The 13181-nt window shown below is 63.9% G+C and carries 13 protein-coding genes; 12 read left to right on the plus strand and 1 reads right to left on the minus strand.

What is annotated here, in order from left to right; all coding sequences use genetic code 11:
* Positions 1–46: 46 nt before the first annotated feature.
* The 8 genes from P9A16_RS16655 to P9A16_RS16690 all read left to right on the plus strand — a co-directional run bounded on the left by P9A16_RS16655 (position 47) and on the right by P9A16_RS16690 (position 7695).
* Positions 47–739: a GntR family transcriptional regulator gene (locus P9A16_RS16655; protein ID WP_023513669.1), complete on the plus strand. Its 693-nt coding sequence runs from the start codon at positions 47–49 to the stop codon at positions 737–739.
* A 46-nt stretch (positions 740–785) separates the two neighbouring features.
* A complete protein-coding gene (locus tag P9A16_RS16660; protein WP_037409257.1) occupies positions 786–1760 on the plus strand; it encodes a sugar ABC transporter substrate-binding protein in 975 nt (324 codons plus the stop codon).
* 68 nt (positions 1761–1828) lie between these two features.
* Entirely contained in the window at positions 1829–2812 is a 984-nt protein-coding gene (locus P9A16_RS16665) for an ABC transporter permease (RefSeq protein ID WP_023513671.1), read from the plus strand.
* The gene (locus P9A16_RS16670; RefSeq protein ID WP_023513672.1) at positions 2809–3540 is read left to right on the plus strand and encodes an ATP-binding cassette domain-containing protein; all 732 of its coding nucleotides are present in this window, start codon (positions 2809–2811) and stop codon (positions 3538–3540) included. Before P9A16_RS16665 ends, P9A16_RS16670 begins: the two co-directional genes overlap by 4 nt.
* A 7-nt stretch (positions 3541–3547) precedes the next feature.
* Positions 3548–4303, plus strand: coding sequence for an SDR family oxidoreductase (locus P9A16_RS16675; protein ID WP_024271420.1), 756 nt, complete (start codon positions 3548–3550; stop codon positions 4301–4303).
* On the plus strand, positions 4303–5196 hold the full coding sequence (locus P9A16_RS16680) for an aldose 1-epimerase (protein WP_023512328.1): 894 nt from the start codon (positions 4303–4305) through the stop codon (positions 5194–5196). The genes P9A16_RS16675 and P9A16_RS16680 overlap by 1 nt, the downstream gene beginning before the upstream one ends.
* A gap of 199 nt (positions 5197–5395) precedes the next feature.
* Complete coding sequence (locus P9A16_RS16685) at positions 5396–6550, plus strand: CaiB/BaiF CoA transferase family protein (RefSeq protein ID WP_023512329.1); 1155 nt, start codon at positions 5396–5398, stop codon at positions 6548–6550.
* Positions 6550–7695, plus strand: coding sequence for an extracellular solute-binding protein (locus tag P9A16_RS16690; protein ID WP_024271419.1), 1146 nt, complete (start codon positions 6550–6552; stop codon positions 7693–7695). Before P9A16_RS16685 ends, P9A16_RS16690 begins: the two co-directional genes overlap by 1 nt.
* Before the next feature lie 45 nt (positions 7696–7740).
* Here P9A16_RS16690 and P9A16_RS16695 read toward each other — a convergent pair whose 3' ends face one another.
* A complete protein-coding gene (locus P9A16_RS16695; protein ID WP_023514812.1) occupies positions 7741–8532 on the minus strand; it encodes an IclR family transcriptional regulator in 792 nt (263 codons plus the stop codon).
* Between the two features lie 158 nt (positions 8533–8690).
* Between P9A16_RS16695 and P9A16_RS16700 the strand changes: the two genes are divergently transcribed.
* From P9A16_RS16700 to P9A16_RS16715, 4 genes are all read left to right on the plus strand, one after another.
* Positions 8691–10007 carry an ABC transporter substrate-binding protein gene (locus tag P9A16_RS16700; protein ID WP_023517358.1) on the plus strand — a complete coding sequence of 439 codons (1317 nt, stop codon included), beginning with the start codon at positions 8691–8693 and terminating at the stop codon, positions 10005–10007.
* A 293-nt stretch (positions 10008–10300) separates the two neighbouring features.
* Positions 10301–11197, plus strand: coding sequence for a carbohydrate ABC transporter permease (locus P9A16_RS16705; RefSeq protein ID WP_023515204.1), 897 nt, complete (start codon positions 10301–10303; stop codon positions 11195–11197).
* 15 nt (positions 11198–11212) lie between these two features.
* Positions 11213–12079, plus strand: coding sequence for a carbohydrate ABC transporter permease (locus P9A16_RS16710; RefSeq protein WP_023515205.1), 867 nt, complete (start codon positions 11213–11215; stop codon positions 12077–12079).
* A gap of 3 nt (positions 12080–12082) precedes the next feature.
* Positions 12083–13180, plus strand: a complete 1098-nt coding sequence (locus P9A16_RS16715) for an ABC transporter ATP-binding protein (RefSeq protein WP_023515206.1) — start codon at positions 12083–12085, stop codon at positions 13178–13180.
* Position 13181 lies beyond the last annotated feature (1 nt).

A 13181-nucleotide genomic window follows, 5' to 3' on the forward strand; every position in this document is an offset into this window, starting at 1 on the left:
GTATGGTAGTAGGCTAGTAGCCTTTGACGGAGTGAGGGAGGCTGGAATGCAGAACATCAAACCGCAGCGCGTTCTCTCGGTCGCCGAGGCCGTCGGGCCGCAGGTCTATCGCATCCTGCGCGAGCAGATCATCCAGGCCGAGCTGATGCCGGGCGAGCGCATCTCGGAGGCGGAGATCGCCAAAAGCCTGTCGGTCAGCCGCCAGCCGGTGCGCGAGGCCTTCATCAAGCTGTCGGAGGAGGGGCTGGTGCAGGTCCTGCCGCAGCGCGGCACCTATGTGACGCGGATTTCCACCGCTTCCGTAATGGACGTGCGCTTCGTGCGCGAGGCGATCGAGGCCGATATCGTGCGTCAGGTCACCGCAGAGCATACGGCCGAGACCGTGCGGGAACTGCGCGATCAGATCGCAAGGCAGAAGCAGGTGCCGCAGGACGACCGCGCCACCTTCCTGCGGCTTGACGAACTCTTCCACCACACGCTCGCGGCGGCGGCCGGCCGCGCCTATGCCTGGAGCGTCATCGAAAGCGTCAAGGCGCAGATGGACCGCGTGCGCTTCCTCAGCGTCGACGATATCCAGATCGGCCGGCTGATCGGGCAGCACGAGCGCATTGTCGATGCGATCGCTGCGGGCGATGTCGGCAAGGCCGAAGCGGCGCTGCGCACGCATCTGCGCGAGATCCTCAAATCGCTGCCCGAGATTGCCCGGGCGCGGACGGAATTCTTCGACGGCGTGGAGTGACGCCGGGACAACCACGATTGATGTTCAACGGGAGGTACGCATCATGATGATCCGGAAATTTCTTGCGGGAACGGCCCTCGGCCTGGGGGTGATGGTCTCGGGCGCCAGCGCGGAAGGCCTCAACATTGCCTTCATCAGCCATTCGTCCGCCTCGAACACCTTCTGGCAATCGGTTAAGAAGGGCTATGACGACGCCTGCGAGAAGGTCGGGGCCTCATGCCAGTTGATTCTGACGCAGACCGAAGGCGCGGTCGAGCAGGCCGTCGCCAACCTGCAGGCGGCGATCGCCACGAAGCCGGATGCGATCTTCGTCGCGATCGTCGACAACAAGGCCTATGACAATGTGATCAAGGAAGCCGTCGATGCCGGCATCCTCGTGCTTGCCGTCAATGTCGACGACAGCGAAGGCGCCAAAGGCAATGCACGCAAGGCTTTCATCGGCCAGGGCTTTACGGCGGCCGGCTATTCGCTTGCCAAGGCGCAGTCGGAGAATTTCCCCAAGGAAGGCCCGCTCAGCCTGCTGGTCGGCGTCAACGCGCCGGGCCAGACCTGGTCCGAACAGCGCGCCGGCGGCGTGATGAAGTTCCTGGAAGAATACAAGGCCGCCCATGCCGATCGCGAGATCACCATCACGCGCATCGATTCGGCCACCGACCTCGCGCTGACCGCCGACCGCATCGGCGCCTATCTCAATGCCAACCCGAACACCACAGCCTATTTCGACACTGGCTACTGGCATGCCGGCGTCGCCAAAGTGCTGAAGGACCGGGGCATCGAGCCCGGCAAGGTGCTGCTCGGCGGCTTCGACCTCGTGCCGGAGGTTCTGCAGCAGATGGAAGCCGGCTACGTGCAGGTGCAGGTCGACCAGCAGCCCTACATGCAGGGCTTCATGCCGGTCATGCAGGCCTATCTGTGGAAGACGGCCGGCCTGACGCCGTCGGACATCGACACGGGGCAGGGCATCGTCACGCCCAAGGACGTGCCGACCATTCTCGAAATGGCAAAGCAGGGCCTGCGCTGATCCGGCGCTCCTATGGGAAAACCGGTGCCTTGCCTATGCGGCGGGGCACCGAAGCACGAGTGGAGCCCATGAAGCGGTTTCTGAAAATCTATCTCGACAAGCCGGAGCTTGCCGGCCTCGCCCTCCTGATCATCCTTCTTGCCGTCTTCCAGGTGAAGTCGAACGGCGTGCTTCTCTCCGTCGAGAACGTACGCGGCGTCATGGGGCTTCTGCCGGAAATGGCGCTCGTCGCCATCGGCGTGACGATCCTGATGATCTGCGGCGAGTTCGACCTGTCGGTCGGCTCCGTCTTCGCGCTGATGCCGATGTCGATGGCGGTGATCCTCAATTCCGGTGTGCCCTTCGCCGCCGCCGTGCTGCTCGGCCTTGCCATCTGCGCGGTGATCGGCTTCATCAACGGCTATGTGACGCTGCAATTCTCAATCCCGAGCTTCATCACCACGCTCGGCATGCTGTTCATCGCCCGCTCGCTCACCATCGTCATATCCGGGGGCTTTCCGCCGCTTCTGCCGTCCGATCTGCCGACCTGGCTCTTTACGGATTACATCTGGCAGGGCGCGCTCTTCCGCATGTCCTTCGTCTGGTTCGTCGGCATTGCCGTTCTTGCCGCGGCGCTGCTGTCGCTCACCAATTTCGGCAACTGGATCCGCGCCACCGGCGGCTTCAACGAGGCGGCGGCCTCGATGGGCATTCCCGTCAAGCGCGTGAAGATCGCCTGCTTCATGCTTTGCTCGGTGCTGGCGGGTTTCGCCGGCCTGCTCCAGGTGCTGCGCCTCGGCTCGCCGCTGCCCTCGATCGGCGAGGGGCTGGAGCTGCAGGCGGTCGCGGCGGCCGTCATCGGCGGCACGGCGCTTGCCGGCGGCATAGGCACGGTTTTCGGCGCAATCATCGGCACTCTGCTCATCCGCACCATCGACAACGGCCTGGTGCTGTCGCGCGTCGATGCCAACTGGTTCAAGTTCGCCATCGGCGTGCTCACCATGTTTGCGGTCATCGCCAATGCCTGGATGGGCAAGATCTCCCGCAAGATCAAGGTGGAGGCGCACAAGTGACGACACCGGTCATCGAATGCCGCAACCTGCAGAAATGGTACAGCGGCGTGCACGCGCTGAAGAATGTCAACCTTACCATCCATCCCGGCGAGACCGTCGGCCTCGTCGGCGACAACGGCGCGGGCAAGTCGACGCTGATCAAGATCCTTTCCGGCGCGCACCATCAGGATTCCGGCGAGGTGCTTATCGAGGGCAAGACCGTCGATCTGCGCAGCCCGAAGGACGCGATGCGTCACGGATTGGAGACGATCTATCAGTACAATTCCATGGTGCCGACCATGTCGATCGCCCGCAATCTCTTCATCGGCCGCGAGCCGTTGAAATGGTCGGTCTTCGGTGTCGGCCTCATGGACCAGAAGCGTATGCGCGCCGAAAGCATGCAGGCCATCGCCGATGTCGACCTGCACCTGCGCTCGCCGGATGCCTTGGTCGGCGAACTGTCCGGCGGCCAGCGGCAGGGCGTGGCGATCGCCCGCGCCATGCATTTCAAGTCCAAGGTGCTGATCCTCGACGAGCCGACCAACCATCTTTCCGTCAAGGAGACGGACAAGGTGATCGGCTTTGTGCGCGGCCTGAAGGCGCAGGGCCTCACCGGCATCTTCATCTCGCACAACATGCAGCACGTCTTCCAGTCCTGCGACCGCATCGTCGCCATGGCGCGTGGCGAGATCGTCTTCGACAAGCCGACCGCTGCAACCTCGATCGACGAGGTCCATGCCCTTCTGTGAGGAGACCATGACAGAGCTTTCAGGAAAGACCGTCCTCATCACCGGTGCGCTCGGCACGCTCGGCCGCGCCCAGGCCGCGCGGCTCGCCCGTGCCGGCGCCAGCCTGCTGCTGCTCGACCGGCCGGGCGCCGAGGGCGGCGCGGCCTTCGCGGCGGATGTTGCCGTAACCCATGGCGTTACGGCTACCTATGTCGGTGAGGACCTCAACGACCTTGCTGCGGCGGAGCGGCGGGCGGAATCGCTTTCGCGCGCGCATGGCGGCATCGACATCCTCATCAACAATGCGGCGCTGATCATCAACAAGCCGTTCGAGGATTTTTCGCTGGAGGAATACGAGGATCAGGTCCGGGTCAATTCCTCCGCCGCCTTCGCGCTTGTCCGGGCCGTCGCGCCGGCGATGAAGGAAAAGCGCTACGGCAAGATCGTCAATTTCTGCTCGGTCACCCTGAATGGGCGCTGGGACGGCTATGTGCCCTATGTCGCCTCGAAGGGCGCGATGCTGGGCCTTACGAAATCGCTGGCGCGCGAACTGGGTCCGCATGGCGTGCGCGTCAACGCGGTGTCACCGGGCGCGGTGGTGTCCGAGGCGGAGGCGCGCGTCTTCGCCGATTGCCTGCAACAGTACAATGACTGGATCCTCGAGAACCAGTCGCTGAAGGCGCGTATCCAGCCGGCGGATGTCGCCGATCTCGTGCATTTCCTCGTCTTGCCGGCCTCAGACATGATTTCCGGCCAGAACATCGCGATCGACGGAGGCTGGTAATGGGGATCGAACTCGACAATGGAGCAGCGCGCATCTGCGTTCGTCCCGACCTTGGCGCCGGCCTGACCTGTTTCGATGTCAGGCAGGATGGCGTCTGGCAGCCGGTCTTTCGCACCGTTGATCCTGCAACGGACCATCCCTTTGCGCTCGCCAACATCCTCCTCGTGCCGTTCTCCGGGCGGGTCTCCGGCGGCGGGTTTTCCTTCGACGGGGCCTTTCACGCCCTGCCGCGCAATGTGGAGACGGAGCCCTATCCGATCCACGGCAACGGCTTCTCCGCCACATGGACGGAGGCCTCCCGGAGCAGCGATTCCATTACCCTGACCCTGTCGTCGGACGGGCCGGGGCCGTTCCGCTACGATGCGATGCTGTCCTATCGTCTGGAAGGCGCCGGCCTCGTGATGGAACTGAGCCTCGTCAACCGCGCCGAAACACGCCTGCCATATGGTGCCGGCTTCCATCCCTGGTTCGTGCGCGATGCGGATACGACGCTCACTGCGCCGTCGAAGGGCGTCTGGCTGGAGCAGTCCGATCATCTTCCGAAGGCTCATGAGCCCATCGCGAAGCATCCGGATATGGACTTCAACGCGCCAAGGTCCCTGCCGCCGCGGTGGATCAACAACTGGTTCGACGGCTGGGACGGCAAGGCGTGGATCGACTGGCCGGCGCGTGGTCTGCAGGCCGATATCGAGGCAAGCGAGGTGCTGGACCAGTATGTGGTCTTCTCGCCTGCCGCCGATGCCGATTTCTTCTGTTTCGAACCGGTCAGCCATCCCGTCGATGCCTTCAACCTGCCGGACCGGGCCGACGCCTACGGCCTGAAAGTGCTTTCTCCCGGCGAGACGCTGGACATCTGGACCCGCATCGCCGTTTCGCCACGCAAACCGGCCTGATCCCCGCAAGACATTCGATCTTTCCACCCTGGCAATCGAGGGGGTGCCGGGGCCGATCGCGTGGCCGCGGCGGGGGGGCATATTCATACGTGAGCCGTTGACAGGCTTGCGAGGCTTGAAACGGCAATCCATATATGAAAGAATAATTTAAATAAGAATTGCACGGGCGCGACTTCGGGGAGCGCAGGAGGACATGCGCATGCAGGATGAGACAGGACTTCTGGCCGGCCTGACGGTGGTCGATATGAGCCAGTTCCTCTCCGGCCCCTATTGCTCGTTGCGGCTGGCCGATCTCGGCGCCCGCGTGATCAAGATCGAGCGGCCGGACGGCGGTGATCTCTCCCGCCGGCTCTATCTCAGCGACACCGAGGTCGGGGGGGATTCGACGCTCTTCCACGCCATCAACCGCGGCAAGGAAAGCCTCGGCATAGACCTGAAGAACGCCGACGACCTTGCCTTCCTGCGCCGGCTTCTCGGCAAGGCCGACGTGCTCATCCAGAATTTCCGTCCGGGCGTCATCGAACGCCTCGGGCTCGACTATGCGGCCGTCAAGGCGATCAACCCGGCAATCGTCTATGCCTCGATCAGCGGCTATGGCGAGGATGGCCCCTGGGTCATGCGGCCAGGGCAGGATCTCCTGGCGCAGGCACGCTCCGGCCTGATGTGGCTGAACGGCGACGCGGCACAAGGACCGGTGCCCTTCGGCCTGGCGGTCGCCGACATGCTCGCCGGCGCCAATGCCTGCCAAGGCATTCTCGCCGGCCTCGTGCGTCGCGGTATTTCCGGCAAGGGCGCCCATATCCAGACGAGCCTGCTCGAAAGCCTCATCGATTTCCAGTTCGAGGTGCTGACCACCCATCTCAACGACGGCGGCCGCAAGCCGAAGCGGTCGGATTTCCGCAGCGCGCATGCCTATCTTTCCGCACCCTACGGCGTCTATCCGGCGAAGGACGGCTATCTTGCGATCGCCATGACGCCACTCGGCCGCCTGCAGGATCTGCTGCAGATCGAGGCGCTGGCACCCTATCGCGACGACAGCAAGGCCTGGTTCACCGCGCGCGATGCGATCAAGAGAACCATCGCCGAGCGCATTGCGAGCGAAACCGTCGACCATTGGCTCTCCATCCTGGAGCCCGCCGACATCTGGTGCTCGAAGGTGCTAGAATGGCCGGAGCTTCTGGCCAGCGACGGTTTCCGCATCCTCGATATGCTGCAGACGGTGACGCGTGAAGATGCGGTTTCGATCGGCACGACCCGCTGCCCTGTGCGGGTGAACGGTCAGCGCCCGGCCGGCCATCGCGCCGCGCCGCGCATCGGCGAACATTCGGCGACGATCCGCGCGGAGTTTGCGTGATGATCGCGATCACGCTCAGGGGCATGACCTGGAGCCATCCGCGCGGCTATGATCCGATGGTTGCCTGTGCGCAGGACTGGCTTGCCAGAACCGGTGTCATCATCGAATGGGACAAGCGCTCGCTGCAGGATTTCGAGAGTTTTCCGGTCGAGGATCTCGCCCGCCGCTACGATCTCATTGTCATCGATCATCCCCATGTCGGCCAGATCACGGCGGAGAGCTGCCTCGCACCACTTGACCTGCCCGGCCGCGAGGCGGCCTTCGCGGCGCTTGCGGGCGGTTCCGTCGGCCTCTCGTTCCCGAGTTACAACTGGCGGGGCCGCCAATGGGCCTTCCCGGTCGATGCCGCCACGCAGGTGCTGGCCTTCCGGCCAGACCGGTTGGCGGCGGCACCGGGCTCGTGGGCAGAGGTTGTTGACCTTGCAAAAGCCGGGGAGATGCTGCTGCCGCTGCGCCCGCCGCATTCCCTGATGTGCCTTTTCACGCTTTGCGGCAATCTCGGCCGACCCTGCTCGGTGGAAAGGGACGTGCCTTTCGTCGATGTCGAAATCGGCGTGCAGGCAATCGAGATGATCCGGGAACTGGCCGCGCTCACCGATGCCGCCTGCACCGAAATGGACCCCATCGCCGTGCTGGACCGGATGGGCGAGGCGGGGTCGCACTACAGCGTCTCGCCACTGATCTACGGTTATGTCAGCTACGCCCTTGCAGGCTTCCGGGAAAATCGCATCGCCTTTGCCGATATGGCGGTTGCCGGCGGTGCGGGACCGGTCGGCTCCGCGCTGGGCGGCACGGGCATCGCCGTGTCCGCCTTCTCGGCGCATCGTAAGGTGGCCGTGGACTTCGCCTACTGGATTGCTGCAGGGCCGCAGCAGGCGGGTCGCTACTGGCAGACCGGCGGCCAGCCCGGTCATGCGGCGGGATGGGAGGACGAGGCGGCCAATGCCGCAACGCTCGGCTTCTACCGCAACACGCGCCGAACGCTGGAGGGTGCCTGGCTGCGTCCTCGCCACGATGGCTACATGCCCTACCAGGAGGCCGCGTCTGAGCGCATCAATCAGGCCGTGACGGGCCGTGAACCGGCGGGAAAAGCCATAGCGGATCTCAACGCGCTCTTCCTGAAGAGCTTTGCGAGGAACGGATGAGCCGATGCTTGGGGTGCTGGCGAATCACGCGTTCAGATACGAGGCCTATTGTTCCTCGGCATTGAAGCCGGCGCCCGCCATTTCTGACAGCCTGCGCGTCGTCTCGCCGAGCAGTTGGATGGTCGTCGAGATGTCAGGCGCGACCGGCGCATTGATCAGGGTGATGTAGGGGATCGTCAGGGCGGCGATCGCCCTGCCGTCCGCACCGAGCACGGGCGCGGAGAGGTTGATGACGCCCGCCGTCTGGGCGCTTGGCATCATTTCGTAGCCGCGGGAGCGGATGAGGTCGAGCCGTGCGAGGAATTCCGGCGTCACGCGCACATCCGTGCCGCCGTCGCCGACATGCTCGGCGATCATGCGCAGGCGCTCTTCCGGCGAGCGGAAGGCGAGCAGCGCGTGGCCGGAGCCCGTGTCGAACAGGCCGATGCGCGAACCGACGCGGATCGAGATGCCCCAGTAGCCGGGCGCTTCCTGCTGGGCGATGACGACGGGATTGCCGCGGTCGAAGACGACAAGCTGGTTGGCCTGGCGCGAGGTTTCGGCCAGTTCGCGCATCAGCGGTACGGCGAAGGAGACGAGTCGGCGCACCGGCGCGTGCAACTGCGCGAGGCCGAAGAGTTTCAGGGTGAGGGAGAAACGGTCGCCGTCGATGCGGGTGACGTAACCGCGTTTCACCAGTCGGTCGAGCATGCGGTAGAATTCGTTGGGGCTGCGATCGAGCCGCTTGGCGATTTCCGCCTGGGTGAGGCCGCCGTCGACGGCGGCGAGAAGTTCCAGGATGTCGAGGCCCTTGTCGAGCGCTGGCGCCCTGTAGCGATCGTTTTCCTCGTCCGTCACCTGAAATCCTCTAGTGAATGAGCAAATTCATATACGCAGAAACAAGGCGTGACAATCCCGGGATGCTGATTTCCGCTTGACGATATGTGAATAATTGGTTTGTATATGAATGAAGCTCTTATCGGTAAGGGCTGGCGAAAAGCCACTGGGAGGAGAAGATGACAAGATTTCTAACCGGCGTTGCCGCCGGTGCCGTGATCTGCGCGTGGGCTGGCTCTGTGCTCGCAGCCGATCTGCCGGGAAAATTCGAAGGCGTGACCGTCGATGCGAAGCTCATCGGCGGCCAGCAGTATGAAGCGCTCTATGCGCGCATCGCCGAATGGGAGAAGGCGACCGGCGCGAAGGTGAGCGTTCTTTCGAAGAAGAACCATTTCGAGCTGGACAAGGAGATCAAGTCCGATATCGCAACCGGTAACATCACCTGGTGCGTCGGCTCGAACCACTCGTCCTTCGCCCCGCAGTATCCTGATATCTACACCGATCTTTCGGCGCTTTTGCCGAAGGAGGAGATCGACGCCTTCGTGCCGGCCAACATCGCGTCCTCGACGCTCGATGGTAAGCTGGTGATGCTGCCGCGCGCGCAGTTCGACGTTTCCGCGCTCTACTATCAGAAGAGCCTCTATCAGGACGACGCGAAGAAGGCGGCGTTCAAGGAGAAATACGGCTACGATCTCGCCCCGCCGGACACCTGGCAGCAGGTCACCGACCAGGCGACGTTCTTCTCCAATCCGCCGGATTTTTACGGCACGCAGTATGCCGGCAAGGAAGAGGCGATCAACGGCCGCTTCTATGAGATGCTGGTGGCCGAGGGCGGTGAATATCTCGGCGCCGACGGCAAGCCGGCCTTCAATTCGGACGCTGGCGTTCGCGCGCTCGACTGGTTCGTCAATCTCTACAAGGCGAAGGCCGTGCCGGTCGGCACCACCAATTATCTGTGGGATGATCTCGGCCAGGGCTTTGCGTCGGGCACCATCGCCGTCAATCTCGACTGGCCTGGCTGGGCGAGCTTCTTCAACGACCCGAAATCCTCGAAAGTCGCCGGCAATGTCGGCGTGAAGGTGCAGCCGGCGGGTTCCTCCGGCAAGCGCACCGGCTGGTCCGGTCACCACGGTTTCTCGGTCACGGAAAGCTGCGCCAACAAGGAAGCCGCCGCCTCGCTCGTCTGGTTCCTCACCAACGAGGACAGCCAGAAGCTGGAATCCTCTGCCGGCCCGCTGCCGACGCGCACGGCCGTCTGGGATTACAACATCAAGCAGGCGGAAAGCGACGCGTATCGCAAGGAAGTCCTGACCGCCTTCCAGGAGGCGGCCAAACACGCCTTCGCCGTACCGCAGACGCCGTCCTGGATCGAGATCTCCAACGCCGTCTATCCGGAGCTGCAAGCCGCCATCCTCGGCGACAAGACCTCCAAGGAAGCGCTGGACGCGGCAGCCGAGAAGGCGACGCAGATCCTTGAGGATGCCGGCGCGCTCTGAGGGTGGTTGCCCCTCACCCTAACCCTCTCCCGCCAAGCGGGGAGAGGGGACGTGCCCCACGAACGGTTCCTGGTTGGGGAAACCGGCGCAGCATATCCCTTCTCCCCGCTTGCGGGGAGAAGGTGGCGGCAGCCGGATGAGGGGCGACGCCTATCCGCACCCTAGACCATCCGCTCTTTACGCCTTTGGGTGGGGCAAACAAACAAACTGGCGGCCGCCTTGCGCGGCCGCTTCTTGAAACGCGGCCGCGTCCCGGAAAAGACGGCCGGTCAGCGCATATCCAAGAGGCACATATGAAAGGCTGGAGGCCACCGGCGCCGTTTCTGCTTCTGCTGCCCGCCATCGTGGTGCTCGCGGCCGTCGTCATCGTCCCGCTCATCCTGTCGCTCTATTCGAGCTTCACACCCTTCCGGCTGACGCAGCCCGCCTCGCTCTATACGTTCGTCGGCTTGCGCAACTATGCGCGCATCCTGACCGACCTCGAATTCTGGACGGCGTTCGGCCGCACCGTTCTCCTGCTCACCGTCGCGCTCAACGTGGAAATGCTGCTCGGCCTTGGCCTTGCCATGCTGGTGGAGAAGGCGACGCGCGGCCAGCGCGTGCTGCGCACCATCATGATGTTCCCCATGATGTTCTCGCCGATCCTCGTCGGCTTCCAGTTCAAGTTCATGTTCAACGACAATATCGGCCTCGTGAACAACGCGCTGCAATCGCTGGGCCTGACGGACCAGGCGATCCCGTGGCTGATCGACGGCTCGCTCGCCTTCACCGCCATCCTCGTCGCCGAAATCTGGTCGTCCACCTCGGTCTTCGCCATCCTCATCCTCGCCGGCCTGCTCGCCATGCCGAAGGAGCCGATCGAGGCGGCGCGCGTCGACGGCTGCACGCCCTGGCAGACGTTTCGCTACGTCACCTGGCCCTTCATCATGCCCTTCGCCTATATCGCCATGACCATCCGTTCGCTCGACGTCGCGCGCGCCTATGACATCGTGAAGATCATGACGGACGGCGGCCCGGCCAAGCGCACGGAACTGCTTTGGACGCTCGTCTCGCGCACCGCCTATGCCGACGCCCGCATGGGTCTTGCCAACGCCATGGCCTATGTCGCGATCCTGCTCTCCATCCTCTTCACCGTCTATTTCTTCCGCAAGCTTGCAGCGGCGCGGACCCAGATCGCGGCCGAATGGTAAGGGGGAGTGGTAAAAATGAACGAGAACGCAAAAGCCCGCCTCAACGGCCTTCTCCTGTCCGCTGCACACAAGATCGGCCTGTTCCTGGCGATGACCGTCATCTGCCTACCGGGCCTGTGGATCGTGCTCGCCTCCTTCCGCCCGACGGTCGAGATCATGGCGAAGCCGCCGGTCTGGATCCCGCAGGATCTCTCTTTCGATGCCTATGTCGCGATGTTTTCCGGCGTGGGGCAGGGCGGCATTCCGGTTATCGACTATTTCCGAAATTCGCTGATCGTCTCCGTCACCTCGACGGCGATCGCGCTCGCCATCGGCATGGCCGGCGGCTACGCCTTCGCGCGCTTCCGCTTCAGAGCGAAATCCTCGATCTTCCTCGGCCTGATGCTGACGCGCACGGTGCCTGGCATCGCGCTCTCGCTGCCGCTGTTCTTCGTCTATTCGAAGCTCGGCATCATCGACACGCATTTCGGGCTGATCATGGCCTATGTGGCGCTCAACGTGCCCTTCACCATCTGGTTGATCGACGGCTTCTTCCGCCAGGTGCCGAAGGATCTGGCCGAGGCCGCGCAGATCGACGGCTGCACGCGCTGGCAGGCCTTCTGGCAGGTGGAGTTTCCGCTTGCCGGCCCCGGCATCGCGTCGGCCGGCATTTTTGCCTTCCTCACCTCCTGGAACGAGTTCGCGCTCGCCTCGCAGCTCACCCGGTCCGTCAATTCCAAGACGCTGCCCGTCGGTCTGCTCGACTACACGGCGGAGTTCACCATCGACTGGCGCGGCATGTGTGCGTTGGCGGTGATCATGATCATCCCCGCCCTCGTGCTGACCTTCATCGTGCAGAAGCATCTGGTGTCCGGCCTCACCTCCGGCGCAGTCAAAGGATAATCCATGGCAACCGTTTCCCTCGAAAAGCTGGTCAAACGCTACGGCGCGGTCGAAGTGGTGCATGGCATCGACCTGGAGGTCGCCGACCGGGAATTCATCGCCCTCGTCGGCCCGTCCGGCTGCGGCAAGTCGACGACGCTGCGCATGATCGCCGGGCTGGAGCCGATCTCCGCCGGCAATCTCAGGATCGGCGGCAACATCGTCAACGACCTGCCGCCGCGCGCGCGCAACCTTGCCATGGTCTTCCAGTCCTACGCGCTCTATCCGCACATGACGGTACGCGAAAACATGGGTTTTTCGCTGAAGATCGCCGGCCAGAAACCGGAGGACATCGCCCCGCAGGTGGAAGAGGCGGCGAAGACGCTCGACCTGACGCATCTTCTCGACCGCCGCCCCTCGCAGCTTTCGGGCGGCCAGCGTCAGCGCGTCGCCATGGGCCGCGCCATCGTGCGCCAGCCGGAAGTGTTTCTCTTCGACGAGCCGCTGTCGAACCTCGATGCGAAGCTGCGCACCCAGATGCGCGTCGAGATCAAGAAGCTGCATGCGAAAGTCCAGTCGACGGTAATCTACGTCACCCATGATCAGGTCGAGGCGATGACGCTTGCCGACCGCATCGTCATCATGCGCGATGGCCATATCGAGCAGGTCGGCACCCCCGAGGATGTCTTCCAGCGCCCGCAATCGAAATTCGTCGCGGGATTCATCGGCTCGCCGCCGATGAATTTGAAGGACGCCGAGGTGACGGACGGCCAGCTCGTCTTCGAAAACGGCGACCGCCTGCCGCTGCCCGCCCGTTTTAGGGAGCGCGTGACGGCCGGCCAGAAGGTCACCTTCGGCTTGCGCCCGGACGATCTCTATCCCGCCGGCCACGGCATCCATTCCGGCGAGGATGCCGACGTGCACCGGCACGAGCTTCGCGTCATCCTCACCGAACCGCTCGGCAATGAGACGCTGGTGTTTTCCGCGTTCGGCGGCGCCGAATGGGTCGGCCGCATGCTGAACCCGCGGCGGCTCGCGCCCGGCGAGACGCTGCCGTTTTGTTTCGACCTGTCGCAGGCCCATCTCTTCGACCGCGACAGCGGCCGCACGCTCAGGGGCTGAC

This window comes from Shinella sp. 838, assembly GCF_029623935.1.
In the GTDB taxonomy this organism is placed as follows: Bacteria; Pseudomonadota; Alphaproteobacteria; order Rhizobiales; family Rhizobiaceae; genus Shinella.

What these genes read in the sequence shown, in the direction of transcription:
- P9A16_RS16690 (WP_024271419.1), top strand. Translation starts at nt 6,550, where the DNA reads ATGATCGCGATCACGCTCAGGGGCATGACCTGGAGCCATCCGCGCGGC.
- P9A16_RS16700 (WP_023517358.1), top strand. Translation starts at nt 8,691, where the DNA reads ATGACAAGATTTCTAACCGGCGTTGCCGCCGGTGCCGTGATCTGCGCG.
- P9A16_RS16675 (WP_024271420.1), top strand. Translation starts at nt 3,548, where the DNA reads ATGACAGAGCTTTCAGGAAAGACCGTCCTCATCACCGGTGCGCTCGGC.
- P9A16_RS16680 (WP_023512328.1), top strand. Translation starts at nt 4,303, where the DNA reads ATGGGGATCGAACTCGACAATGGAGCAGCGCGCATCTGCGTTCGTCCC.
- P9A16_RS16660 (WP_037409257.1), top strand. Translation starts at nt 786, where the DNA reads ATGATCCGGAAATTTCTTGCGGGAACGGCCCTCGGCCTGGGGGTGATG.
- P9A16_RS16705 (WP_023515204.1), top strand. Translation starts at nt 10,301, where the DNA reads ATGAAAGGCTGGAGGCCACCGGCGCCGTTTCTGCTTCTGCTGCCCGCC.
- P9A16_RS16710 (WP_023515205.1), top strand. Translation starts at nt 11,213, where the DNA reads ATGAACGAGAACGCAAAAGCCCGCCTCAACGGCCTTCTCCTGTCCGCT.
- P9A16_RS16715 (WP_023515206.1), top strand. Translation starts at nt 12,083, where the DNA reads ATGGCAACCGTTTCCCTCGAAAAGCTGGTCAAACGCTACGGCGCGGTC.
- P9A16_RS16665 (WP_023513671.1), top strand. Translation starts at nt 1,829, where the DNA reads ATGAAGCGGTTTCTGAAAATCTATCTCGACAAGCCGGAGCTTGCCGGC.
- P9A16_RS16655 (WP_023513669.1), top strand. Translation starts at nt 47, where the DNA reads ATGCAGAACATCAAACCGCAGCGCGTTCTCTCGGTCGCCGAGGCCGTC.
- P9A16_RS16685 (WP_023512329.1), top strand. Translation starts at nt 5,396, where the DNA reads ATGCAGGATGAGACAGGACTTCTGGCCGGCCTGACGGTGGTCGATATG.